This window comes from Vibrio sp. R11-SG3-ISO9 (assembly GCF_059834255.1).
Genome location: NZ_JCBDGU010000043.1, coordinates 66,735 through 91,081 on the forward strand (window position 1 = coordinate 66,735; position 24,347 = coordinate 91,081).

The window sequence follows — 24,347 nt, forward strand, 5'->3', positions numbered from 1 at the left end:
ATGAGTCAGTCAAATAGATACACCCAAAAACTGAGTCACTTACTGTTCATTGTGATCGTTGCTATTTTGAGTACAAGTGCGGTTTATACCGTTCAAACCATCTACAACAACAATGAGCGTAGCAATGCGCAATCGCTACTGTTTGGTAAATCTCATGAAGTGCTCAGTGATATTTCAACGCTCAACTCAACTCTAGACTTGTGTAGTACCAATATTGAAAGCTGCGAACAAGAACAAGTTAACTTATTGATTACCAAACTTCAGGGTGAACTATCAGAGTTTCAACAACTGATCTCTGAAGAAAAATCGCTAGCCCTTTTAACAGGGGTTTTAGGGTTCGATCTGTTAGAACTTCATTTCCAAAAATACCAAGAGACTGGCGACTTAAATCAACTCAACAGTTCGCTGCGTGTCGCATCCGAGAAAAGCGTCAATACCGTCAACAGCTTCATGGATAACTACCACAACCAAGCAGCGCAAAACTCACACCTGCAGTTGTACACGATCGCTGGTTTTAATCTGGCACTCTTTTTGGCGCTGTTTGTTTACTTTACCCAAAACAGCCGACTATTAAGCCGCACCCGAGCACAGAAAGATCAAGCGCATGCGACCTTCAAACAGATATCGAGCAATCTAAAAAGCATTGACCACGAGGCGGTAAAAGCTCGTATCTCAAGCGTCGAAACCTCGAGCATTGAAAAGAACATCTACGCCAAGCTGCTGTCGAGTTACGAACAGTTAGAAGAGCAGAAATCGCAGACCGACCTTTATCAACGCTTATACAACCTACTCGGTTACGAAGTACGCGGTATCACCAATACTATTCAAGGTGGGATTAAGTTATTGGTTAAGGACAGCGATGAAAACGGAGCCCTGCTTGCCAAAGAGATCATCTCGGCTACGTGGACATTGGAAAATCTTGCAGACAACTTCAACCGCTTATCAAACGTAGATGCGCTTAACGATGACAAAAACATCGACTTCTACGACTTGATCAGCGAGTTGATTGTTCTTACTGCCACCAAATCTAAGCAACAGTCCAAAACGCTTGAGTGCTTTGTTGAAAATACTATTCCAGCTCAGCTTTACGGCAGTCAAACTGGATTGTTCTGGATATTGCTACTCCAGATTTCCAACAAAATCGCTACGCCTACGCATTCTAATGCTTTACTGCATGTCGGCTGCAATAGCTCATCACAAGTAGATAAGCTGCGTATTACTCTGTCCCTCTATTTTTATCGCGATACCTACACCCAAATTGAGCAGTTAGACAAGCTCAACTGGAACGATGCACAAATCAAAGACATCACCAACGTTGAACTAGCTAACAACCTACTTACCGGGATCAAAAACTACTCCGCGGTATCTGAGTCACTAGAAGAAGCGGAAAAAATGGTGATCAATTTTGATGTCAACGCTTCTCAGTACGCGCCTCTTACTAATCGCCTGGAGGGACGCACCATTTTGTTGTGTGGTACCGACAGTTTACAGCTCGATATATTGAGCCAGACTTTTGTTAATGAAGGCGCCAACGTCGTTTTAGCAAGCACGGCTAACGACATCTTTAAAATGATGAAGGATTTAAAACCTCACGACGGTATATTCTTAACAGACCACATTAAGGGCATCACTCTCGATTCCTTCTGTAAGACGCTTAAAGCACGATTAGCGGCCAAAGAGATCAAATTGATGCTCTCTATGTCGAGTTCAGCCGATCTAGACGATACATACAACCACGTTGATTACGTGTTCTACCACCCGTTTACCCCTGTCGACTTCATCGACAACATTGTTAAGACATTAGACAGTGAAAGTGAGAAAGAGAGCCAGTCTGATAAGCAATTCTTGATCGTTGAAGATGATAGAGTGCAGCAGATCATTCTTAACAAAATTCTCTCCAACTTTGACTTCCAGTGCCAAGGTGTCGATGACGGTGCCAAAGCGGTTGCGCTTATCAAAGAGCAGCAGTTCGATATCATCTTTATGGACTGCATTATGCCAAACATGGACGGTATCGAAGCAACAACCCACATTCGCCAATACGAACGTGATAACCACTTACCACCCACCACTATTATCGGTGCTACCGCGTTAACCAGTAATAAAGAGCACAAACGCTGTGTTGATGCAGGCATGGATTACGTTATCAGTAAGCCATACAAGAATGATGAAATTTACTCAGTTATCAAGAAATACATGGCGATTAGGAAGGTGGGTTAATGAAAGCAGTGTTTGATGCAAGAAGGTATAACAGGTCGACACTGGGGTTATCCTTAATCGGCTTATTCACTCTTGCAAGTAGTATCAATTCCCAAGCTGGTGAGCTGTCTGTAGTGATTGACGAAGCAATTGCAAAGAATTACAGCATCATAAATTCAAGATATGAAATTCAAAGTACCGAGTTTGATAAAGACATTAGCTCTGCCTTTTTCTATCCGACAATCAATGCCAACGCCAATACCACGTGGAACGAATCAGACGTACGTTCATTGCAACCGAGCAACCAAAACTACAACAGCAATGGTTACACCCTCTCGGTATCTCAAACCTTGTTAGATGTCTCGCGTTATAACACTTACCGCGAATCGGAATTGGACGTGCAGATCAGCAAACTGCAACATGACAAATTGGTCAATGATACGGTGGTCGAAGTCGTAGACAATTACTTTTCATATCTAAAATTTCATGCCCAAAGAAAGGCCACCGATGCGCAGTATCGTTCATCCGAGTCTCGTCTAAAACAAGTAACTCGTAACAATGAGCTAGGTAATTTACCAAAGACAGATGTTTATGAAACTCAAGCGAGGAAGAACACCACCAGCAAACAGATTTCGGACATCAACAAACAGATAAACTTGTCGCTGAATCAGCTGCAATCAACGTCACAGACCCAAGTCGTCCCCTCTTTTGACGTAGCGCTCAATAATCAATATCTACCTATATCTGACTCAGAAAAAGCACAACTAAAAGGGAAATTAGTTGAAGCGAACTTCGACATAACGATAGCAAAGTCGCTATTAGATAAATCAAAACGAACCCTAAGCAAATCACGTTCAGACTTCTACCCAACGCTACAAGCTTCTGCCAACTACGAGTATGAAGACAGTAACCGTGACAATTCTAAAACCGACACCACAACCTACAGCTTAACCGTCGATTTACCTATCTTTGAAGGTGGTAGCGACTATTACGAATATCAAAAGAACAAGGGGCGAATTCAGCAATTTTCCGCTCAATACGACCAAGCACTCAACGACGCACAATTTGCGCTCGACGATACAGTGCTGACCATTAATGCCAACATCGAAGCCATGTCCTATTTGCGAGCAGCTGTAATCGCAAACTATCGCGTTTACCAAGGCAATAAAAAAGCTTACCGACTTGGTACAAAAACCTTAACCGACCTACTTAATTCGGAATCAGACCTTTTTGACAGCATTCGTGAGTACTACACCAATCAGTATGATTATGTCATCAACGTCACCAAACTTAGAGCCCTGTTTGGAGCCATCGATTTGGAGGAGCTCAATCGTATTTCTGATCGGATGATCCCTATCCAGGATACTTTTGACTTATCGATCATCGACAGCTTGTCAGCGGAAGGAGAAGGATAATGGACAAACTTAATTACCTTCCCAAATTGAGTGTTGGTGACACCAGCTTCTTAGTGATATCAAGTATATTGACCACCATTCTTGGCTTGGTACTGCCATTTTCGATATTGATCATTTTCGACCGTATCATTCCCAATGAATCCAGTTCCTCTCTCTATTTCATCTTCGTGATTATCCTTGTGGCGATCATGCTCGACTATAAAATCAAAAACATTGAAGAGTCGATGGTATCGAGAATAGGCAACCGCTTTGAACAAACGGCGACCAACCAGATATTCAATGCCATCTGTCACTCAGACACAGCTCAATTTAAAAAGCTGGATACTGGGTCTTACTTGGAAAGGCTGACTACCATTCTTGGGCTTCGTTCCTATTACAGCGGTGAGCTCATCGGTGCACTTATCAACGCATTCACTTGTCTTGTTACTCTGCTGATCATTGCGGTTATCAATCCACCAGCAGGGTTCATCTTAGTCGCGAGTGCTCTGTTTTTGTTGGTTACAGCTCTTCATCTATCAAAGAGTAAAGTCGCTTTAATGCAGAAAAAATCTGATATAGATGGCACCACTAACTCGAATATCATCGATATCATCTCTAACCCGCTCGATATCAAAGGGCGTTCGATGGAGTACCGACTTGAAAACCTAATGAACACCATGGTCAAAGAGCGTGAGTACCACACCAGCGAATTTGAAAAGCAAGAATCAAAGTTCAGCCTAACCTTAACGCTTATTCAGCAACTGGCTGTGATATTAACCGTGGTAACCAGCGCCATGGCTGTAATCAACCTCGATATCAGCCAAGGGGTAATGGCAGCCATCATCCTTCTGACCAATCGTTTCTTTGGCCCTTACCAACAGACCATGCGTGCCATTAGCCAATGGAAGGTCAACAAGAGCTATATTATGAGGCTGAACGAAATACTGGAGATGGCGAACGAACACACATCCAACCGATTAGTAGGCGTACCGCCAAAACATGTCAGCTATCAAGGTCAAGAACACTATCAGTTTCAAGCCAACAAAATCACTGTACTTTCAGGCCAGTCTGGCTCAGGTAAGTCTTCTATTTTAAGAGGATTAAGTCAGTACTCACATGAGACAGCAATGGAAAGACAAGTCGATGATGACATCATAGATAACATTATCATGGTCACTAAACACAGCACTTTCGTTGATGGCACCATCATCGATAACATCACCTGTTTTAGACCTGAACTGCACAAAGCCGCTTATTCGTTGTGTGAAGCATTAGGAATAAAAAGCGATATAGACGATCTTAAGCAAGGCTTTTATACCGAGATAACCACCACAGGCATCAAGCCATTCTCACGCAAGGTTAATTTTGCATTGCTCATTGTTCGTGCACTGCTCAGCAACAAGAAAATCGTACTCATCGATGACTTCGACCTCTCTTATGATGTCGACTTTTCGGCCAATTTGCTCTCATGCTTGCGCCCAAGGGTCAACTCTTACTTGTTCGTTATCGCGAGTAACAAGATAAAACACAAAGATCGTAACATCGAACACATCAAAGCTCGTGAGGTGGCATAGCATGGATACATTGATTGCTTTTGACGAGATAAAAGAACGTCTACTCCACTTTCGAGAAGGCCACTTATCGAGTCGTTACGCCGAGAACCCATTATTGCTCGGCTTAAGCTACACCTTAGTCGCTCTTCAATGGGAAGGCACGGCAGAGCTGTTGTCAGATACGTTTATCGCCGATACAGACCACTTTAAAGCGTTTGATGCCACACTGTCACGACTCGGCTATCAATGCCTGCACAAAAAGATCACCAATCATAGGCAGCTGGAAACACTCAGCTGCCCAGCATTTATCACAATCAACCGCCAAAACTACATTTTGTTGGGTGTCGATAATGAGGTGCTACACCTATACGACTATGAAAATGACATCCCCATTGAGAGCCCACTTCCGGCCAAATTTAAGGCTCGTGTTTGTGCTATATCGAGCTATTCACGGATATTTCGTGAACCACCACCTGAATCACAAGACAAACGGAATTGGGTGAAACACATCTTCTATGAACACAGTGCTGAATTTAAAAGTCTCGCTCTATTGAGCCTTTTCATCACTCTGTTCGGAACCATACAACCGTTTTTTATTATGGGTGTGTATACCTTTGCGTTAACCGCAGACTCCGCCTCAACCTTATATTGGCTTGCCTCTGGCGCAATTGCTGTCGCTCTAATGGAACACTTTTTGAAGCGACAGAGGATGAGTATTCTCAACACCTCCGGACAAGAACTTGCCCACTATATTTCGTATCACGTGATCTCTAAGTTATTGTGGCTGCCTTATGCTATGACCTCTAGCGCCACCACCTCTTCACAGTTAGCGCGACTAAAAGATATCGATCAATTTAGACAACTAGTAACCGCAGAATCGAGCTTAAGTTACTTCGATCTGCCGTTTATCTTTATCTTTCTTATTGCCATCTTTGTGATGTCTGGTAGTGCTGCAATTACGGTTCTGATTGGCATTGCACTCATGGTGGTGTTTTGTATTTATGCTCGCTATATCTATCTGCAAGCGACATCTCGAAGCTCTCGTGCCAACGCAATGGTCTCTTATCAATGGAACGAGCTTTTAACGAATGTAGGCTCAATACAAAAGCTGCCGCTGCTCTCTGTCGTCAAATCCCGATTCAACGCAGCATTGACCCAGCGCCTCAAAGACTCTCATCAAGTTTCAATTACCAACTCTAAGATTCAACAACTTGGTAGTAGTCTCATTCAAGTAATAGGCACCGCTAGTATTGTGACTGCGGTATCTGCGGTAATGGCTGGGGATGCCAATCCGGGTGCGATGCTGGCGATCATTATTCTGGTTTGGAAGACATTAACGCCTATCATGGGAATCTACAATTCACTCGCCAAAATCGACACGATTAAAGCCTCTTCGGCCCAAATCAATGCTTTGATGTCCCTTGACGATGACAAAACCAAAATGGAAAAAAGCCCGCCTATTCAAGAATTGGGGGGACGAGTTAACATTAAAGGGTTGTCTCACCGTTACCCAGGCGTTGGAAGCGGGCTAACCAACCTGTCTGTTGCAGTCACTCCAGGGCAAAAAGTGGCGGTATGTGCTCCTTCCGGTGCCGGAAAAACCACCTTGATGAATATACTCGCTGGGATAGAAACTCGTTTTCAAGGCCAGCTACTCTACGACGGCTACAACGTGGCTCAGTTTAACAACTTTAGACTTAGAAGCAGTCTTACTTATATCCCATTTAATATGCATCTGTACCCGTCTACCGTTCATGCTAACTACACGGTATATAACGGATATGTCCAAGATGAGACCATTGACGAGATGCTTAACTTCTTTGACCTGTTGCCCTATTTACCACAAGGTAAGAACACCCTATTGAGTACTGAATTCCTTGACCAACTTCCTGATGGCGTATATCGAAAACTGGTATTGGCAATCGGTCTAGGAGACTGCTACAAAAAGGTTCTTATTTTGGATGAGCCCTTTGTGGGCGCCGAAAATGAAAACAGCCGTTATCTAACGCTTTTGTTTAAGGAGCGACTGGCGAGCTGTACTGTGATGTTTACCACCACTAGTAAAGCTATGGTCGCCGTTTCAGACAGATGTCTACTACTAGAAAAAGATGGTTCACAGAAGTTTTTCGGTACTCCAGATAAAGTACTGCAAGCAGCTCCTTCAATGATTAACTAATATCTAAGATTTGATGGCGTCTCTACTAAAAACGCTTGTTCTAATAGAAAAGAGCGACCGATATGGGTCGCTCTTTCGATACAAAATGCTAACGAGAACCTAGGTTACTCTTAGAATCATAGTTTAATCCAAGCATCATCCCAATACAGGCTATCTCCCGGAGCGTAAGACGCGCTCGCACACCACGCGGTGTACGGCCAAGGCTTACATTCGTAGACACCGTTGTCAGCGCCTATCACTCGGTCACCCGCTTGATACGCAGTGCCTGCTACATAGTCAGGATACTCTCCCGGCGGTGGTGTTGTCGTCTCATCAGTCACAACAAAGCTGTTTTGTGATGAAACCGTTTCGCCATCTTCAGCAACACCTTCAAGTAGTAGCTGATACGTGCCTGCCTCAACCCCTTGTAATTCAATGGTTAAAGCGGATTGGCCATTAACTTGAGACTGAGACTGCTCAACCACTTGATTCGAAGCATTACGAACACTCACATCAACCATTAACGCTTGGTTGCTAACTAACTGTAGGTTCAGCGCAACTTGACCATTATCCAATGCGTATGAAGATGCTAAGCCCGTTACACCCAGCGTAGGGTCGACATCGGGATCAGGCGTTTCACCACCACACGAAGCGTCTGAATCTTTACTCCACACACCCCACTCGCCCGTTGTGCCCGGTTCTTCACCTCGAGTCCACCAGCCCGCTTTCCATGTGTGTCCATCGTGAGAGACTTTGTCGCCTTCAACATAAACACTATCTGCATCCCAAGGGTTTGCGCAGGTTGATCCATCAGTCACTGTCACAGTCCGTGTCGCTTCAACGGTTTGAGCCGCACTGTCAGACACTTTATAAACTAAGGAATACTTACCGATAGTATTTACATCCACTTGCCCTGTAACTTGTATTGATGCTGTTAAGTCACCGTCTTCCGCGTCGTTGGCTGTAACGCCCTCCAATGCATCAAAATCGCCGTCTAGCATTACCGTCGTATTCTCTACTCCACTCAATACTGGCTTCTGGCTATAGACCTCTACAGTACGTACTTGGGTCGTTTGATTATCATCGCTATCGGATACTTTATAAGTAAGCACGTAAGTACCAATTGAAGCAGTATCCACGTAGCCTTCGACTACGATTGAAGACGTTAAATCACCATCTTCTTTGTCATGTGCAGAGACACCCTCTAACTCATCAAACGCACTTCTATGTAGCACTCGAGTATTCTCAACGCCTTTAAGGATTGGCTCACCGTCGTTACCCGGAGGTGGGGTTACTTGGCTATGGATAAATGGACCATAGTCATTAATAAAGGTTTCGTTGTACTCTTGCCCTTGCGCGTTGGTGCCCATGTCCCAGTTCACAGACCAAGTCATAACGCCACGCAGCGGCTGGCCCTGCTCTGATAACTGTTCAAATGCAGAATACAGATCTTGTGGTTCTTGTACGTAACCAGTAGCCGCAGCATCAATGTTAGAAGGGATACCAAACACTAACTTGTTGTGAGGAATTTTATGAAAGCCTCGCGTGCCGTTACTCAATGAATCGGAGATGTAGTAGATAAACTCTTCTTTCAATTCATCGTTATTTTGAGCAATCCAACCGACACCCTCTACCCAGATACCGTCACCACCTTGGTTGTAGAATTGAGGGTTAATCCAGTCATAGTAACCTTCAAGGTTATCGATGTATGGGACGTATTTACCACCAGCAGTCAGGTATGGAAATTCAGGTGCCATGGTAATGAGAAAGTTTTTGCCCTGCTCTCGGTAATGATCTTTTACCAGTCTTAATGCTGCTGGAATGACAGTTTGGTTATCCGCAGCCGTTACAGCCGCTTGCTCTAAATCGATATCTAAACCATCAAAACCATATTTCTCGGTAAGACGAATGATCTCTTCAGCAAACGCCGTCTCATCTCCCGTCTTAAGTTCAATATGAGCATCAGCACCACCAAGTGCGATAAGTACTGAACGCCCTTGCTGATTAAGCTCTGATATTTGGTTAATGAACTGCTGCTCTGAAAGGCCAATAGTTGGATCGAGCTTAAAAGTAGGAATGCGACCTTCTGCAACATCATAAACCTTCATAAAAGAGACGTTCACAATGTTGTACATCGGGTTTACTGCATCTAAAGTGACGCAAGGCGCCTTGCCTCCCTTATAACCTGCTCCATCGCACCAGTTGTGCCAATATCCTACTACCACACCGCCATTAGGGTTGGTCATTGGAGTACTGCTCGCATTTGCCATTCCCGGTAGTGCGACGATACCCACTGAAATTGCGAGTTGTAGTGCCGTTCGTTTCATCATAAACATCAATCCTCGTTGAATAACTGTGCCTATCACAGCGCCTAACAATGATTTTATGCATGAATAAAAACAGACTAATAATGTATTTTTTATAAAAAGAGTATCATTTATATAAGTTGTGATTTTAACTCACAGATAAAGAAAAAATATAATCTTACTTTTGACTAATCTGAATTATTTACCCGTCTTTTTTACTTATTTAAATAACCAGAAGGAATTGTTTGACATGGGATTATTTAGATTAAATATATTAATAAAGCCTAATAAAACACGCTTCGAGGAAATTCGTCAGCCCCTCCACTCACTAGCTACACCACCGTTATGCGATACAAAAGCCCCTCACCACCAGATAAACAACAGTATGCATATTAACTTCTACACATTGTACAATATTAAACCAATTAAGGAATTGCTAATTTAAAATATGTAAAGTGCCCGCCGAAATTAATGAATAGGAATTCACAAAGTTATGGTTTCATTCACATTATTGATAACTCATCCTGTTTCAATTGATATTGATTTTATAAATTAAAATACATATTCAACTCGCCGAGTAAGTGTCCCATATACTATGACCATCAAGTACCAGAGCATTGCCAAGACCTCACTCCATTTTATTGCTTCTTTTTGTTGTTCTATGGCTCTGCTTCTTCCCATCACACCCTTTCACTACAAGAATGTGAGCGAGAAGTCGGTAGTACTCGCAGAAGCCAAATTAGATGAGATAAAGGCGCAGTTCGATTCTTTTATAACCACGCAAAATGCTAGCCTTCCGTGTAAAGCATTTGTGCGAGAGCTTAGGCAAGCTGTATTTCACACGGACTGGGTAAAAGAAGCGGCGATATATAATGATCGAGACTACTTTTATTGCTCCACAACCGAAGGCGACGTTTGGTTTCCTTTATATCAAACCATCAGCAACCGCATAAACAATGACCCGAATCTAACAACACTTTCTTATACCAACTCTGCTATTTCTCAGTCGAAAGCCATTATGCTGATCTTCAAAGATCACGTAAGCCAAGAAGGTGTCAGCCTATTAATCCCACCGCATTACATTTCTGACATTGTCGAAGATCATCTGTCCCAATACGGGCTGAATTCAAAGGTTGAAGTCATTCATCGAGACATCTCTGCGCTCGAGCCAATTTCATACATTAAAGCTTTAAAAATAGAGTCTGACACTTATCCACTAGCCGTCATCTCTTATGCTGGTTATGGCTATTACCTCAACTTCCTTCTTAAGTACTCTTGGTTTGGTTTTCTTTGTGCTGGTGTCGCGACCATCGTTGCGCAGAACATTAAGCACAGAAACCAAGAACGGAGAGGCCTTGAGTATTCACTGTCTAATGCACTTAAAAACAAACACTTACATGTTCACCTTCAGCCTATTGTTGATCAGCGCACTTCACAGGTTGTTGGTTGCGAGTCACTCTTACGATGGAATGACCCAGTCGAAGGCAGTGTCTCGCCTGCGATTTTCATCCCGCTCGCAGAAAGCCTAGGGTTAATCGAAGATCTCACCTACTTTGTGCTTGAAGAAGTGTTAAGCACATTAAAAACAAACAGCTCTCTATTTGAGAACAGATACATTAGCGTCAACATCAGCCGCAATGTCGTCTCAAACCCAGAGTTCGCCGACAGTGTTCTTAGACTATTCCGTAAAAACCCAGAGTTGTTGAACAAACTTATCTTTGAAGTCACTGAGGATGGTGAGTGTCTTGAGAAGGACATGGTGACAATTAGAACCAACTTAAACAAACTGGCTGAAGCTGGCGTAGAAATCGCAATCGACGACTTCGGCACTGGTTACGCGGGGTTAGACTTTGTACGCCAATTCCCCTTCAGCGTCCTTAAAATTGACCGTGTGTTTGTAAAAAACATCTCGGATTCGTCGAGCTTAGGAGTTCCTATTCTTGAATCTATGCTTCAGCTGGCCGACTCACTTGGAATGGAAGTGATTGTTGAGGGTGTAGAGAACGAATCGCAAGTCCAAACGCTCTCAGGGTTGGGCGTAAAATACATCCAGGGCTTCTATTACTACAAACCCATGCCAAAGAAACTGGCTTTGGAAATATTGAAGCAGCAAGATCTGATTCGATATGAAGGATTTAAGTTGCTTCCTTCTTAGATATGCCCCTTAAACATAAAACGCCTGCTATCTTGTCTTGAATAAGTCAAAGGTAGCAGGCGTTATTGTATGGACCCGTTACAGCCAATCAGCGTACAACAAACACCGAGCAATGGGCGTGGCGAACAACCTTCGCTGCATTAGAGCCCAGTAGATAAGAGCGAAATTTTGGTTTGGCAGATGCCATCACAATCGCGTCGGCTTTCGACTGTTTCGCTTGAATAACCACTTCGTCAAATACAATCCCATTACGTATGATGCTTTTACCGCGGTGTGGTCTTGGCACCAACTCTTCCAACATTGTTTGTACACTGTCAAAAACGCTTAGGTGTTTATCCGAGAATGTCGACCCACTTACCGTCGGTACCATGCTGTGGTGCACTCGCGCATCATCCACATAAAGCATATCAATCACACCGTTTTCCGAGATCAGCTTGAGTGCCATTTCGACTTCCCTTTTGACCACTTCTGGATAGGCAAGATCAACAGGCATTAAAATTCTGTTCAGACTCATATCAATTTGCCCCCATAACCTTGTTAGGTAGCCACATCACCATTTCAGGAAACAACATACAGGCTATTAAGACGCATAATTTCAGCAAAATGAACGGCAAAATGGAGCGATAGATATCCATCATACTGACACCCGGCGGAGCAATACCTTTTAGATAAAACAACGCAAAGCCATAAGGGGGTGTCTGCACTGCTATCTCGATGTTTAGAATCATCAAAATTCCAAACCAAATAGGATCATAACCGAGCGATACCACTATTGGCGTGAACAGCGGTGCGCACATCAATACGATGATCAGTTCGTCGATGATAAAACCGAGCAACAACATGATGACTTGCAGAAGGATAATCACGCCTAATGGGGGCAAACCGAGATCTTGCGTGATTTGGGCGACCATGTTTTGCACACCACTCAGCATATGGAAGTTGCTAAACAGAGAAGCGCCTAAAATGATCCACATCGATACGCTGACCAACATCGCTGTTTCAAAGCCAGAAGATTTGAACATTTCAAAGCGAAAGCGCTTAAAAACAATAGCCAGAAGAATCGCACCAACAACACCAATAGCCCCAGACTCAGTCGGAGTCGCGATACCTGTAATAATACTGCCCAACACAGCCACAATAAGTAACAGCGAGAACATTCCGTCACGAGCAGTTCTTATCTTCTCTTTGCCCGTCATTGAGCTTTCCGCGCCCGTACCTAAAGGTGCTTTCTTCGGATTGAACTTACAGCTGATAACGACATAAGCGATTAGCAAGGTTATGGAAATCAAAGCTGGGATGATCGCCGCTAAGAACATGCGCCCCACGGAGTTCTGGGTTGTGGCCGCGTACATGATCATCGGGATACTCGGTGGTATTAGGATTCCCAATCCGCCGCCTGCCATAATCACACCTAGGGCGAGACGTTTATCATAACCACGTTCTAACATCGGTTTGAGCGCGATGCTTCCCGATGTCATGATCCCTGCCCCAATGATGCCCACCATGGCACCAATCATGGAACAGACACCAATGACGCTGATCGCCAATGAGCCACGGATACGCCCGATCACCATCTGACTCGCGTTAAACATCGCATCCCCGATACCGGAGCGTGTAAGAAGTTGTCCCATATAAATATAGAGCGGGATAGCCAACAAAATAAAGCTAAAGAAGTTACTCTCTATGGTGGTTGGCACTAAATTAAATATGCCCTCTCCCCAGGTTAGATAACCCATTCCCATAGCGATGCCACCAAGTGCTAGACCAACTGGTGCACCTAATGCAAAGCTAAACAAAATACAGCCGATAAGAAGCAGCGTTAATACCTCAATACTCATGCATCCCCCGCCTGTTCAATTAATTCTTGTGGCTGTTCGATACTTTCTACTTCTCGTTCAATCAGGTCGTTGCCTGTGATAACGAAATAGATGTCCTGCACCATGTCGCTGGTAAACTGGGCAATGAACACCGCGCTCGCGCACATCATCATCACCCAAAAATGTGCCATTGAAGGTGCCCATTCAGACTGGCGTCGGTAGTTAAACTCCACCGCCTCTTCAAACTTGCCAAATGCCATCATCATCACGACACAAAGGAAGAAAATCGCCAACGAGTAGGAAAACAGATTGAACAGTGAACGAACTCTTGTAGAGACTGACAGGTACAGAACATCAACATTGATATGCGCTTTGTTCTGTTGCGCTAATGCGCCACCTAGGGCGGCAATGTAGCCAAATAAAAACAGTGATACGTCGTATGCCCATATAGTGGGCTCACCTAACACGTATCGAGAAAACACCTCAAAGGCGACGGTGGCTGCAAGGATTGGCATCAACACCGATGCTGACACGCCAAACCAATACACAACCCGATTTATGCCCAAACAATAAGCAGTTAACACCTTAGTAAACATAACCTTCATCCCTAGCAGCAAATAGGAAAAGGGGGCAAGCCCCCTAGATTGACAAATTCACTGATAATTCGACATCTACCCTATGATTTGAAATCAGTGATAAGCCAAATTTTTATTCGTTGTTTTGTACAATTTTGATTAGGCGTTGGCTGTATTTGTCAGCGTCAGCATATTCGCTCCATAAAGAGCCAGCAGCACCATTCCATTTAGCGATATCTTCAACACTCGGTTCTGGGCTCCACTTCATGCCTTTTGACTCCATATCAGCAATCGCTTGAGACTCCCATAAGCGGGATTTTGTCATCTGCTCACGAGCGTGAACTGAGCTTGCTGCACGAACAATGGCTTGAAGATCTTCAGGTAGCTTGTTCCACGCGCTTTTGTTCACAACAATAGGGAGGGCCTGCGCACCAGCGATTGGCAAGCGGTACATGTACTTCGCCACTTCGACGTGGTTTCCGTCTCTATGGTCAATCAAGTTACTGCCTATTGAGCCATCGATAACGCCCGTAGCCAAACTGGTGTAAATTTCACTCCAAGACAGTGAAGCTGGTGAAGCACCTAGATTACGCAAGAATTTTCCGTAGGCGCCTGGCGCACGAATCTTGAGGCCTTTAAAATCTTCAACAGAGTTAATTGGCTCTTTGGTCAGTACATAAACCGGCAGCTGAATGTACGGTTCCAGCCATACCAAATTCTGTTTGTCGTAAGCTTCTTCAAGTACTTCACCCCAACCTTTCTCGTGGAATAGCGCACTCAGCTCACCGACATCATCAGTCATACCTGGCAAACCCACTTCAACCACGCCTGCAGGGAACTCTCCCGCATGCATCGGTTGGAAAGGTGCGCCCATTGTCATTAAACCCGATTTAACCGAACCCAAAACGCCAGTCTGACCAACGCCTTCACCGGCATACATCACTTGAACGGCAATACGGCCGTTAGACATGGTTTCAATGTTTTCAGCAAAGCTCTTATACACTTCACCATAAGCGGTACCGCGAGAGTATAGGTTCACAAATCGCCAGTTATGCTCTGCCGCAAAGGCCTGAGACGCAGTAAAAAATGTGCTAGAAATAGCCAATGCATATCCAGCAACGAGTTTAGTTACACTTCTTTTGCGTAGTTTGCCTAAGGTTTTAAACATGAATAATCTCCTTGATATGATCTCGCTGTTCTAGTTATTCCAAAACAGTGCTGGGTGACGCTTCAGTTCCTCGTTGTCACCTTGTGAACAATAATTACAATTTGTTTACATTCATTAAATTCATATTTATCCACCTAAAGTTTTATAAATCTCAAACCTTTGCAGTTTTAATAAGTGACTATGCAAAAAACGGGGACTCGTCATTCAACAATTTCCGGGATGCAGAACGAAAAAAAGCAGCACATCGAGTGCTGCTTCATGCGAGGTATCGAAATAAGTTTCTCGTTACTGCAATAAGATGAAAGGCATGTTTCAAACAAAACGCTGAGAGGTCATAAACTGACGACTAGATGCCCTGACATAGATATTTGATCTCCAAGTAGTCATCAATGCCATACTTTGAGCCTTCACGCCCACTCCCAGATTCCTTAACACCGCCAAATGGGGCAACTTCTGTCGATATGATCCCCTCATTTGTCCCTACAATTCCGTACTCAAGTGCTTCACTAACGCGCCACACTCGACTTTGATTCTGTGTGTAGAAATAAGCGGCTAAGCCATAAGGTGTGTCGTTCGCTCGCTGGATAACTTCCTCTTCATCACGAAAACGGAAAATGGTCGAGACTGGGCCAAATAACTCTTGGTGTGCGATGTCCATCTTTTCAGTGACGTTGGTCAGAATAGTAGGTTGATAGAACTGACCACCCACCTTAGATACGCTTCCTCCTAATACAAGAGTTGCCCCCTGTTCAATCGCTTGCTCGACTAAACCATGCACCTTATCAACCGCTTTTTGATTAATCAGAGGGCCAATATCAGTACCATCAGAGAGGCCATCACCAATCACTAAACCACGTACGGCTTGAGTATAAAGCTCAACAAATTGCTCATAGACCGAATCATGAATATACAAACGGTTAGTACATACGCAGGTTTGGCCAGCGTTTCGATATTTCGAAATCAACGCACCCTGCACTGCTTTCTCAATGTCCGCATCTTCAAACACAATAAATGGTGCGTTGCCACCTAGCTCAAGGGAGACTTTTTTGACCGTATCTGCAGCTTGGCGAAGTATATGTTTGCCAACAGGCGTTGAACCGGTGAATGAGATTTTTCGAACCAAAGGATGCTGACAAAGCACCTCACCAACACTTGCAGGTGTGGACGTAGTTACAATGTTTAGCACGCCTTTAGGAATGCCGGCCTGCTCGGCAAGTTTCGCCATCGCCAGCGTACACAACGGGGTATCTTCTCCCGGCTTAACCACCACAGTGCACCCTGCAGCCAACGCTGGCCCAACTTTGCGAGCGATCATCGCGATTGGAAAGTTCCAAGGTGTCACTGCCGTCACCACACCAATAGGCTGCTTAATCGTCATGTAGCGTGTGTTAGGGTTCGCAGATGGAATAATATCGCCATAGACTCGCTTAGCTTCCTCGCCAAACCACTCAAGAAATGAGGCTCCATACATCACTTCGCCGTATGCTTCTTTATAAGGCTTGCCTTGTTCTGATGTGAGTAATTTAGCCAGTGAATCTGCGTTCTCGACAATGAGGTCAAACCATTTTCTCAACAATCCCGCTCGATGTTTTGCGGTTGTTTGTTTCCATTCTAAAAATGCATCATGAGCAGCTAATACGGCTGTTGTCGCTTCTTGCTGCCCCATATCCGGCACGTGCGTTATCACTTCACCTGTCGCTGGGTTCACAACCTCAAATTGTTTGCCATCAATCGACTCTACCCATTCACCATTAATGAGGCATTGGGATACTACTAAATCTAATTGTTTCATCACTTCAGTCCCTAATTTTATAAATTCCTACAACTTCAAAGATTCTTGAATTTGTTTGACGCATAATCAGCCACTTACATAACAAAAATAATAACAAACGCTTAATCGGGATAAATGTTCCCCTTTAAACATGAAGTTTTATGAGCCTAAAACAATGACAAAGAATCCTTCGCCTGTCGGTCAAATTGGTGACTACGAAATAAAGCAGTTAAAGATATTTAAGGTCGTCGCCGATTGCGGTGGCTTTTCTGCCGCCGAAACAGAACTCAACATCAGCCGTTCAACGATCAGTATTCATATCTCTAACTTAGAATCTCGACTCAACCTCATTCTGTGTAGACGTGGCCGCGCAGGGTTCGCACTAACGGAAGAAGGTGTTGTTGTCTATGAAGCAACGGTTAAATTACTCGGAGAGCTAGAGGACTTTCGAAACACAATCAATCATTTAGATATTCAGTTATCGGGAAGTTTGACGGTGCTATTTAGTGACACGATAAGCCTAGACAAACGCGCTAGCATTCCTACCGTCATTCGTAAGTTTTCAAAACTAGCGCAAGAGGTTTATCTGACGGCTGAAGTCGCAAGAATGACAGAGATCGAAAGAATGGTAATGCAGGAAGAAGCAGACATTGGCTTTATCCCCTACCACAGAGCGCTTGATGGATTAGAGTATGAACATATCTACACGGATATTTGTTATCTGTATGCCAGCAATAACAACCCGTTGGCGCAACTCGATGATCATGAGCTGACTGATGAAGTGATCGACGGCTTTCCTGTGGTTTATGCTGGAATCAAAACCCAAGAACGTATTAATGGGCACTTAGCCAATATGAACCTAAAAGCGACCGCCTATAACTATGAGTCTCGTATGGCGCTACTGTTGTCTTCTCGTTTTATTGGCTATTTGCCTGAACAATATGCACAGCCTTATGTCGAGTCTGGTGAGCTTGTTGCTATCGCCCCTGACCGCCGTTATTACAATTTGGAAATCATGGCGATCACCAAGAAAACATCCGGGCTTAATAAAGTACGCTCACTTTTTACCAAAACAATGCGCGACTATTATCGCAAGCAAGCTACTGAGCTAGCTATATGACGGAGAATGAAAAATAGCAGAAAATGAAAATGCCTGAGCGTTGCTGCCCAGGCATTTTTATTGATACGAACATAACGAGTTAAACTCTATGTTCGACTTAAGCCACTTCTGACGCTGTTTTATTATCTTGTTGTTCTAGTGAATCTGAACTTATCTCTATTTGCTGCTTTTCAATGATCTTGTCACAAATATAACCGCCGATCGGTATTGCAGATGTTGCTGCAGGAGATGGCGCATTACAGACATGAAGGCTTCGCTCGCTTTCAGCAAATAAAAAGTCATGCACCAATGTACCGTCTTTAAGTACCGCTTGAGCTCGAATACCGGCAGGATATGGTTCCAGATCTTCCACTTTGATTTGAGGGCAATATTTGTTTACTAGCTTTAAGTAACCAGGCTTCCACCACGAGTTCTTGGTTTCAATTAAGCCCGTCTTTAGGTGCTTCACGGTAACCTTCCAAAAACCCGGGAAACGCACCATATCCATCACGTCGCGAACGCTAAAATTGATCTTCCCGTACCCTTCTCTTTTCCATCCTTGGACAGCGTTTGGCCCAACAGTGACTGAACCATCAATCATTCGAGTCAAATGCACGCCCAAAAACGGTAGGTCTGGATCGGGAATTGGGTAGATTAGATGATTCACAATATCATTGTATTTTTCTGGTAATCGATAGTATTCACCGCGATAAGGAACAATTTGGAAATCAGTCTCAATGCCCATCATACGTGTTAAACGATCCGCCATTAGACCTGAGCAAACCACCAAAAAGTTGCCAGCATAAGATGTCGCTTGTTGATTGATATTAGCCGTTACGACAATGCGCTCTGGCGATTCATTCAATCCCGTCACTTCGGAGTTTAATGACACTGTGCCACCAGCAGAGACAAACTCTTCAGCCATTTTCTCGGTCACAAGGCGATAATTAACAATGCTCGTCGTAGATACCGCAATGGCGCCTAAGCCCACAATGTTTGGCTCACGACGCTTTAATTCCTGTTCATCAATTAGCTCAACATCCAAACCATTTTCGTGGCAACGCAAATATAACGCGTGCATGCGCTCAACTTCTTGTTGAGACGTTGCGACCAGCAATTTGCCACAGTTTTCAACAGGGATGTCGTGTTTTGCACAAAACGTCGTCGTCGCTTCCACACCCGCTTTGCAAAATTCCGCTTTCAAGCTACCCGGCGCGTAATAAACGCCAGCATGAATAACGCCGCTGTTATGGCCCGTTTGATGATGCGAAAAGCCGGATTCTTTTTCCATCAACAAAATCGATTTATCTGGGAAGCGACTTTGTAATTGCCAAGCCGTCGATACCCCGACTATGCCACCGCCGACTACGACGTAGTCATACACTTTTTCCACGACTGGTGCTCCTTCACTCTTTTCGTTTTTTATTTACTTTCTCTATTTTTATTATAGTTAAGCGACTTAACGCATTACTGTCGTTCAAGTCGCTTATTGATCATCACTGTTCGAAAACTAGCGAGTAAAGTGCCCACGCTGACGCAGTAGCTCACGCTTAAGGCCTGGGTCTGCCACAAACTTATCGCGGCCATGCAGCCAGCAATGATTTTGTACCACCAACATACTGCCGACGTTCACACGGACATTAAAACAGTTAGTATCGCTTTCTAGAGATTCACTCATTTGGTGAAGGTAAAGGCCTTGCTGCATGTTTTTCGGCTGTGCAAACTGGTCGATGAACAACATATGAGGCTTGCCATTTTTATCCTCTTCAAAGAACACAGGGTGATCTACTGTGTAACCGACATTCTTACTTGGCGGTGCACCCCACACAATATCTTGCTTAGCCATTGGATGATGATAGAAACGCTCTAAATCTTGCCAATCATCAACGTGCAACAATAACGAGTCGCCCATCTGCATATTCTTTTCATCCATCTTCATCATCAATACGAAATCGGTACGCTCTTGAACGTAAGTCCCATCATTGTGAAGTTCCATACGTCGATGTGCCTGACGTAGATAACTATCACTATTGTCATCATTTTTAACGGTGAAGCGCGCGTAATACTTACCATACATCGCATCGAAGTTAGGAATCCCAATCAAATGAGATATTGCGGTCGACAAAATAACAAAGAAGTCACGTTGCTCATCACTGTCGTCAAATGCCGCTTTCGCTTCCGCATCAGGTTCTAACAAAAAAGCGCCTGTTTCCCTGTCTTCCATGGTTGCCACGAGAAATTTACCCAGTTGGTAGTCACACGCCTTATCAAGAGCATCGGCCACAGCGAAACGAAGAAAAGCTTTATATTCTAATGATTGAAGATTGTAATCTTGCGTAAGCTCAGAAAACTTATCCAGCGTTCCTTTCGCTAATGTCACGACTTGTAGACGTGAGTTTTCTGGGTGCTGCGAGATAATAAATCCACTTTTTTCTTGTACGTTTTCACTAAAAACCGTCGCGATATTCATTGTTTCACTTCCTTTTGACTGTGCCGCTGAGCGGCTTTTTCATAATATCTTGTTGTTAAACAGTTGAATGACTGACCAATGTTGAGCATTAGATATCAGCCACGCCTTGAGTTAACAAAACTATAACGACAGCGAGATCATATTAACAATATATGGTAGATATAGTTTTCATATACAAAATAGATGGCAATGAAAATGGATTTGAAACGTCTCTACTATTTCAGCCAGTTGGCAAAGACTGGAAACTTTACCAAAGCCGCCGATCAACTTGGGATTGCACAGTCTGCTCTCAGTACCAGTATCAAGAAGCTCGAACAACAATTGGAGCTCAAACTGATTAATCGAACCGAGCGACAAATGAGCCTGACCGCCGAAGGGCAAGTGCTGCTTCGTCACACCAAAATCATCTTGGAAGACGTTGAACAAGCTGAAAAAGAGCTACAAGAGTTGAAAGGATTAACCAGTGGAGTGATTAATTTCGGTGCGCCGGCAATGCTTGCTTCTTACTACCTTCCAGACGCGTTGGAGCAATTCAAAAAGTCATATCCCGGAATTCAGATTAATGTCCACGAAGCTGGTACAGCGACATTGGCGCAAATGCTTGTTAATGGCGAACTCGACCTAGCGCTGATTAGAGGCGACCGCGAACACGAGCAGATTCGCCATACACTGTTGGCTCAAGATCAAATTGCGGCCTGTGTTCCCACTAATCATGAGTTCGCAGCGAGAAGTCACATCACTTTAGAAGAGTTTTGCCAGCAGCCCTTGGTAATGTTTAAAAATGGCTATTTTTTGCGTGAAACGATCAACTCCTACTGCCAACAAAACAAAGTCCAGCCCAACATTCACTTTGAGACCAACCTACCAGAACTGCTTAAATCTATGGTCCACCGGCAGATAGGCATTGGTACTTGCTTACCAATTTTGGTTGCTAACGATCCGCAACTGAAAGCCATTCCGTTTGATCCCCCTATCCCATTACAGCTAGGGATTGGTTGGAAATCGAGCCACTACCTCTCAACGGCCGCAAAGGCATTCGTCAGCTTCTTACAAGGCACATTGCGCAACCAACAACACGACTAAAGTTTGATGACGATAAATCTTTATATTGATTCGGAGTGATTTTATTGGTGTTTTGCCGTGGATAACATTCTCGCTACATTTTCAAACACAGAGCATGTCGACCATGGAAAAGAAAGTAAATTACGACGCATTCTGGATGCCGTTCACTGCAAACCGCGACTTCAAGGCTAACCCTCGAATCATTAATCGCGCCGAGGGTATGTATTGCTACTCTGATGGAAACGTCAAACTGCTTGATGCGACTGCTGGCCTTTGGTGTGTGAATGCAGGCCACGGTCGTAACTCTATAGGTGAAGCGATGGCAAAGCAGGTCGCAGAGCTAGATTACAGTTCACCGTTCAATTTTGGGCATGATATCGGTTTCGAGTTTGCAGAACGTCTTATCAAACACACACCACCAGGTTTGAATAAAGTGTTCTTCACCAATTCAGGATCCGAAGCCGTTGAAAGTGCACTTAAAATTGCATTGGCTTATCAGCAAGCCAAAGGTAACACAGGTAAATTTAAACTGATTGGTCGTGAACTCGGCTATCATGGGGTTAACTTTGGAGGAATATCCGTAGGTGGTTTAACACCTAATCGTAAGGGTTTTGGTCCACTGCTTGCGACCGACCACCTCGATCATACGCTCGACATCGAACGCAACGCGTTTAGTAAAGGCTTACCAGAAAATGGCGTAGAGAAAGCCGAACAATTAGAACGTCTTATCCAGTTTCATGGCGCTGACTCTATTGCTGCGGTTATTGTTGAGCCTATCTCAGGTGCTGGCGGCGTTATCCTGCCACCTAAAGGTTATTTGCGTCGAATACGTGAAATCTGTACGCGTCATGATGTGGTACTGATTTTTGATGAAGTCATCACTGGCTGGGGACGCTTAGGCTCTGCCTTTGCCGCCGAAGAGTTTGATGTTGTACCCGATCTGATTACTTCAGCAAAAGGGATCAGTAGTGGTGTTGTTCCTCTAGGCGCTGTTTTCTCTAGCGAACATATCTACAACACCGTGGTAAACAGTGCACCTGAAGGCACGGTTGAGTTTTTCCATGGTTATACCTACTCAGGGCACCCTGTTGCCTGTGCTGCTGGACTAGCGACTCTGGATATCTATGAAAAAGAAGGATTACTTACCCGAGCAAAAGGCGAGATTGGGCAGTACTTCGAGCAAGGACTTCATTCACTGAAGGGAACAGGTAACATTATCGATATCCGCAATTATGGATTAATCGGTGCGGTACAGTTCGCAGAAGCGTCTCATGGTAAACCAATCGGTTTTGATATCCTTAAACGCTGCTACGACAAAGGCGTAATGGTTCGTAGTATGGGTAATACTATCGCCCTATCCCCACCACTGCTCATCGAAAAAGAGCACATTGATGTCATCGTCGAAACTCTCTCTGATGTAGCCAAAGAGTTTGCTTAGGACTGGTTTTCAGACACAAAAAAGCCCGCATAACTGCGGGCTTTTTACCATACCGAAGTATGAAAATTTGGTGGGTCCGGGCGAACTCGAATCGCCGACCCCTACCATGTCAAGGTAGTACTCTAACCAACTGAGCTACGGACCCAAATTTTGTGTTCTCTTGCTTGATTAAGTCTCGTGTGACTAAACGCTGTTGTTCTGACAAAAAACAACTTAAGGGATGGTGGGTCCGGGCGAACTCGAATCGCCGACCCCTACCATGTCAAGGTAGTACTCTAACCAACTGAGCTACGGACCCATTCCTTAAGAACGAGGAAGATATTAACGACACAGCTGAATTGGTGCAAGTATAAATTTACTTTAAATCAACCGTTTGCTCTTTATATCAACAAAGCGTCGGTTTTTTAGACTCAACCTAGCTCGTTTTATTGAGTTGGGTCACATTAAGGTGGAAAGATAGAAACAAAGCACTCGCTGTGGAGTGCTTTAAATTAGCGTGCGATGGAAACTGATGGTTATAAAATTGGTATCGCTAACGAATCTCTATTGTATAGATACCAATCAAACTAAATATGATCGCAATGAATATCAGCAAGTTATCTCTATCCAAAACTAACCCATGCTATTCTTAATTTTTGGAAGTGCATATTCTTTCGGCAATGTAAGAACCAAAGACTGCATTTTTTGCCCGCGGTCGTAGTAATTAAACAAAGTGATGATCCCTACGATAAGGTTGAACCTTCCCAGTTTGTCTGAGCTTGGTATAGAAGAAAGCAACCGATCTAGGTGAACAATCGGATCTGACGCGTGTGTCCATCTTCTATTTATTAGCTTGTCAATGAACATAAAGTATACCGATGGTCTCTCCTCACTAATAATATAGAAAGCCGCAACCATTTCAGAAGTTGGTTTGTACTTGTCCAATGTTTGTCCAATCTTTCGAATCTTGTCGCACTCATTAGATATCGTTAACAACTGCTGGTTGTGTACAAGACGATACATAGATTCGAAGTTTCTGTCGTTCTCATTGTTCTTATAATTAAATATCAACTTCATAGCACCTAATAGGTAGCTGTCTTTAAATAAAGTATCGGCATCTGTTGTTGTGCTCATACCCAAATCTCTCATTTATTGTATTTTTTATTACAAGGGGATATTTCATTTTATTATTAATAGTGAACGTTT

Annotated in this window: 17 protein-coding genes and 2 tRNA genes; 8 read left to right on the plus strand and 11 right to left on the minus strand. The window is 43.9% G+C overall.

Going from position 1 to position 24,347, the window contains the following annotated elements; all coding sequences use genetic code 11:
* From AC6R05_RS13900 to AC6R05_RS13915, 4 genes are read left to right on the plus strand one after another with little or no spacing between them, the layout of a single operon-like run.
* Nucleotides 1-2,220 carry a response regulator gene (locus AC6R05_RS13900; protein ID WP_500647721.1) on the plus strand — a complete coding sequence of 740 codons (2,220 nt, stop codon included), beginning with the start codon at nucleotides 1-3 and terminating at the stop codon, nucleotides 2,218-2,220.
* On the plus strand, nucleotides 2,220-3,614 hold the full coding sequence (locus tag AC6R05_RS13905) for a TolC family protein (protein WP_500647722.1): 1,395 nt from the start codon (nucleotides 2,220-2,222) through the stop codon (nucleotides 3,612-3,614). The genes AC6R05_RS13900 and AC6R05_RS13905 overlap by 1 nt, the downstream gene beginning before the upstream one ends.
* Nucleotides 3,614-5,167, plus strand: a complete 1,554-nt coding sequence (locus AC6R05_RS13910; protein ID WP_500647723.1) for an ABC transporter transmembrane domain-containing protein — start codon at nucleotides 3,614-3,616, stop codon at nucleotides 5,165-5,167. The genes AC6R05_RS13905 and AC6R05_RS13910 overlap by 1 nt, the downstream gene beginning before the upstream one ends.
* A gap of 1 nt (nucleotide 5,168) precedes the next feature.
* Nucleotides 5,169-7,322, plus strand: coding sequence for an ATP-binding cassette domain-containing protein (locus tag AC6R05_RS13915; RefSeq protein ID WP_500647724.1), 2,154 nt, complete (start codon nucleotides 5,169-5,171; stop codon nucleotides 7,320-7,322).
* A gap of 116 nt (nucleotides 7,323-7,438) precedes the next feature.
* Here AC6R05_RS13915 and AC6R05_RS13920 read toward each other — a convergent pair whose 3' ends face one another.
* Entirely contained in the window at nucleotides 7,439-9,631 is a 2,193-nt protein-coding gene (locus AC6R05_RS13920) for an immunoglobulin-like domain-containing protein (protein ID WP_500647725.1), read from the minus strand.
* A gap of 571 nt (nucleotides 9,632-10,202) precedes the next feature.
* Here AC6R05_RS13920 and AC6R05_RS13925 point away from each other — a divergent pair.
* The gene (locus tag AC6R05_RS13925; RefSeq protein WP_500647726.1) at nucleotides 10,203-11,762 is read left to right on the plus strand and encodes an EAL domain-containing protein; all 1,560 of its coding nucleotides are present in this window, start codon (nucleotides 10,203-10,205) and stop codon (nucleotides 11,760-11,762) included.
* Nucleotides 11,763-11,850: 88 nt separating this feature from the next.
* On the opposite strand, the gene AC6R05_RS13930 is transcribed toward AC6R05_RS13925, so the two are convergent.
* From AC6R05_RS13930 to AC6R05_RS13950, 5 genes are all read right to left on the minus strand, one after another.
* The gene (locus AC6R05_RS13930) at nucleotides 11,851-12,276 is read right to left on the minus strand and encodes a universal stress protein (protein ID WP_500647727.1); all 426 of its coding nucleotides are present in this window, start codon (nucleotides 12,274-12,276) and stop codon (nucleotides 11,851-11,853) included.
* A gap of 1 nt (nucleotide 12,277) precedes the next feature.
* The gene (locus AC6R05_RS13935) at nucleotides 12,278-13,600 is read right to left on the minus strand and encodes a TRAP transporter large permease (protein WP_152468789.1); all 1,323 of its coding nucleotides are present in this window, start codon (nucleotides 13,598-13,600) and stop codon (nucleotides 12,278-12,280) included.
* On the minus strand, nucleotides 13,597-14,175 hold the full coding sequence (locus AC6R05_RS13940) for a TRAP transporter small permease subunit (RefSeq protein WP_500647728.1): 579 nt from the start codon (nucleotides 14,173-14,175) through the stop codon (nucleotides 13,597-13,599). Before AC6R05_RS13940 ends, AC6R05_RS13935 begins: the two co-directional genes overlap by 4 nt.
* Before the next feature lie 112 nt (nucleotides 14,176-14,287).
* Entirely contained in the window at nucleotides 14,288-15,322 is a 1,035-nt protein-coding gene (locus AC6R05_RS13945) for a TRAP transporter substrate-binding protein (protein ID WP_032548903.1), read from the minus strand.
* Between the two features lie 346 nt (nucleotides 15,323-15,668).
* Nucleotides 15,669-17,114, minus strand: coding sequence for an NAD-dependent succinate-semialdehyde dehydrogenase (locus AC6R05_RS13950; protein ID WP_500647729.1), 1,446 nt, complete (start codon nucleotides 17,112-17,114; stop codon nucleotides 15,669-15,671).
* Nucleotides 17,115-17,268: 154 nt separating this feature from the next.
* Here AC6R05_RS13950 and AC6R05_RS13955 point away from each other — a divergent pair, with 154 nt between their 5' ends.
* Complete coding sequence (locus tag AC6R05_RS13955) at nucleotides 17,269-18,213, plus strand: LysR family transcriptional regulator (protein ID WP_032548901.1); 945 nt, start codon at nucleotides 17,269-17,271, stop codon at nucleotides 18,211-18,213.
* 97 nt (nucleotides 18,214-18,310) lie between these two features.
* On the opposite strand, the gene lhgD is transcribed toward AC6R05_RS13955, so the two are convergent.
* Together lhgD and glaH are read right to left on the minus strand one after the other, a co-directional pair.
* Nucleotides 18,311-19,585, minus strand: coding sequence for an L-2-hydroxyglutarate dehydrogenase (gene lhgD / locus AC6R05_RS13960; protein WP_500647730.1), 1,275 nt, complete (start codon nucleotides 19,583-19,585; stop codon nucleotides 18,311-18,313).
* A gap of 117 nt (nucleotides 19,586-19,702) precedes the next feature.
* Nucleotides 19,703-20,662, minus strand: a complete 960-nt coding sequence (glaH, locus tag AC6R05_RS13965; protein WP_500647731.1) for a glutarate dioxygenase GlaH — start codon at nucleotides 20,660-20,662, stop codon at nucleotides 19,703-19,705.
* A 195-nt stretch (nucleotides 20,663-20,857) separates the two neighbouring features.
* On the opposite strand from glaH, the gene AC6R05_RS13970 reads away from it, so the two are divergent.
* Nucleotides 20,858-21,745: a LysR family transcriptional regulator gene (locus tag AC6R05_RS13970; RefSeq protein ID WP_500647732.1), complete on the plus strand. Its 888-nt coding sequence runs from the start codon at nucleotides 20,858-20,860 to the stop codon at nucleotides 21,743-21,745.
* 103 nt (nucleotides 21,746-21,848) lie between these two features.
* On the plus strand, nucleotides 21,849-23,162 hold the full coding sequence (gene aptA / locus AC6R05_RS13975) for an omega-aminotransferase AptA (protein WP_500647733.1): 1,314 nt from the start codon (nucleotides 21,849-21,851) through the stop codon (nucleotides 23,160-23,162).
* A gap of 68 nt (nucleotides 23,163-23,230) precedes the next feature.
* Here aptA and AC6R05_RS13980 read toward each other — a convergent pair.
* The 3 genes from AC6R05_RS13980 to AC6R05_RS13990 form a co-directional block, all read right to left on the minus strand.
* A tRNA-Val gene (locus AC6R05_RS13980) sits at nucleotides 23,231-23,307 on the minus strand.
* Nucleotides 23,308-23,383: 76 nt separating this feature from the next.
* A tRNA-Val gene (locus AC6R05_RS13985) sits at nucleotides 23,384-23,460 on the minus strand.
* A gap of 314 nt (nucleotides 23,461-23,774) precedes the next feature.
* Complete coding sequence (locus tag AC6R05_RS13990) at nucleotides 23,775-24,275, minus strand: hypothetical protein (RefSeq protein ID WP_150872624.1); 501 nt, start codon at nucleotides 24,273-24,275, stop codon at nucleotides 23,775-23,777.
* Nucleotides 24,276-24,347 lie beyond the last annotated feature (72 nt).

Coding starts and splice junctions, on each gene's coding strand:
- AC6R05_RS13915 (WP_500647724.1), top strand. CDS start 5,169: ATGGATACATTGATTGCTTTTGACGAGATAAAAGAACGTCTACTCCAC.
- AC6R05_RS13950 (WP_500647729.1), bottom strand. CDS start 17,114: ATGAAACAATTAGATTTAGTAGTATCCCAATGCCTCATTAATGGTGAA.
- AC6R05_RS13990 (WP_150872624.1), bottom strand. CDS start 24,275: ATGAGCACAACAACAGATGCCGATACTTTATTTAAAGACAGCTACCTA.
- AC6R05_RS13945 (WP_032548903.1), bottom strand. CDS start 15,322: ATGTTTAAAACCTTAGGCAAACTACGCAAAAGAAGTGTAACTAAACTC.
- AC6R05_RS13935 (WP_152468789.1), bottom strand. CDS start 13,600: ATGAGTATTGAGGTATTAACGCTGCTTCTTATCGGCTGTATTTTGTTT.
- AC6R05_RS13925 (WP_500647726.1), top strand. CDS start 10,203: ATGACCATCAAGTACCAGAGCATTGCCAAGACCTCACTCCATTTTATT.
- AC6R05_RS13970 (WP_500647732.1), top strand. CDS start 20,858: ATGGATTTGAAACGTCTCTACTATTTCAGCCAGTTGGCAAAGACTGGA.
- AC6R05_RS13920 (WP_500647725.1), bottom strand. CDS start 9,631: ATGATGAAACGAACGGCACTACAACTCGCAATTTCAGTGGGTATCGTC.
- glaH (WP_500647731.1), bottom strand. CDS start 20,662: ATGAATATCGCGACGGTTTTTAGTGAAAACGTACAAGAAAAAAGTGGA.
- AC6R05_RS13910 (WP_500647723.1), top strand. CDS start 3,614: ATGGACAAACTTAATTACCTTCCCAAATTGAGTGTTGGTGACACCAGC.
- AC6R05_RS13900 (WP_500647721.1), top strand. CDS start 1: ATGAGTCAGTCAAATAGATACACCCAAAAACTGAGTCACTTACTGTTC.
- aptA (WP_500647733.1), top strand. CDS start 21,849: ATGGAAAAGAAAGTAAATTACGACGCATTCTGGATGCCGTTCACTGCA.
- AC6R05_RS13940 (WP_500647728.1), bottom strand. CDS start 14,175: ATGTTTACTAAGGTGTTAACTGCTTATTGTTTGGGCATAAATCGGGTT.
- AC6R05_RS13905 (WP_500647722.1), top strand. CDS start 2,220: ATGAAAGCAGTGTTTGATGCAAGAAGGTATAACAGGTCGACACTGGGG.
- AC6R05_RS13955 (WP_032548901.1), top strand. CDS start 17,269: ATGACAAAGAATCCTTCGCCTGTCGGTCAAATTGGTGACTACGAAATA.
- AC6R05_RS13930 (WP_500647727.1), bottom strand. CDS start 12,276: ATGAGTCTGAACAGAATTTTAATGCCTGTTGATCTTGCCTATCCAGAA.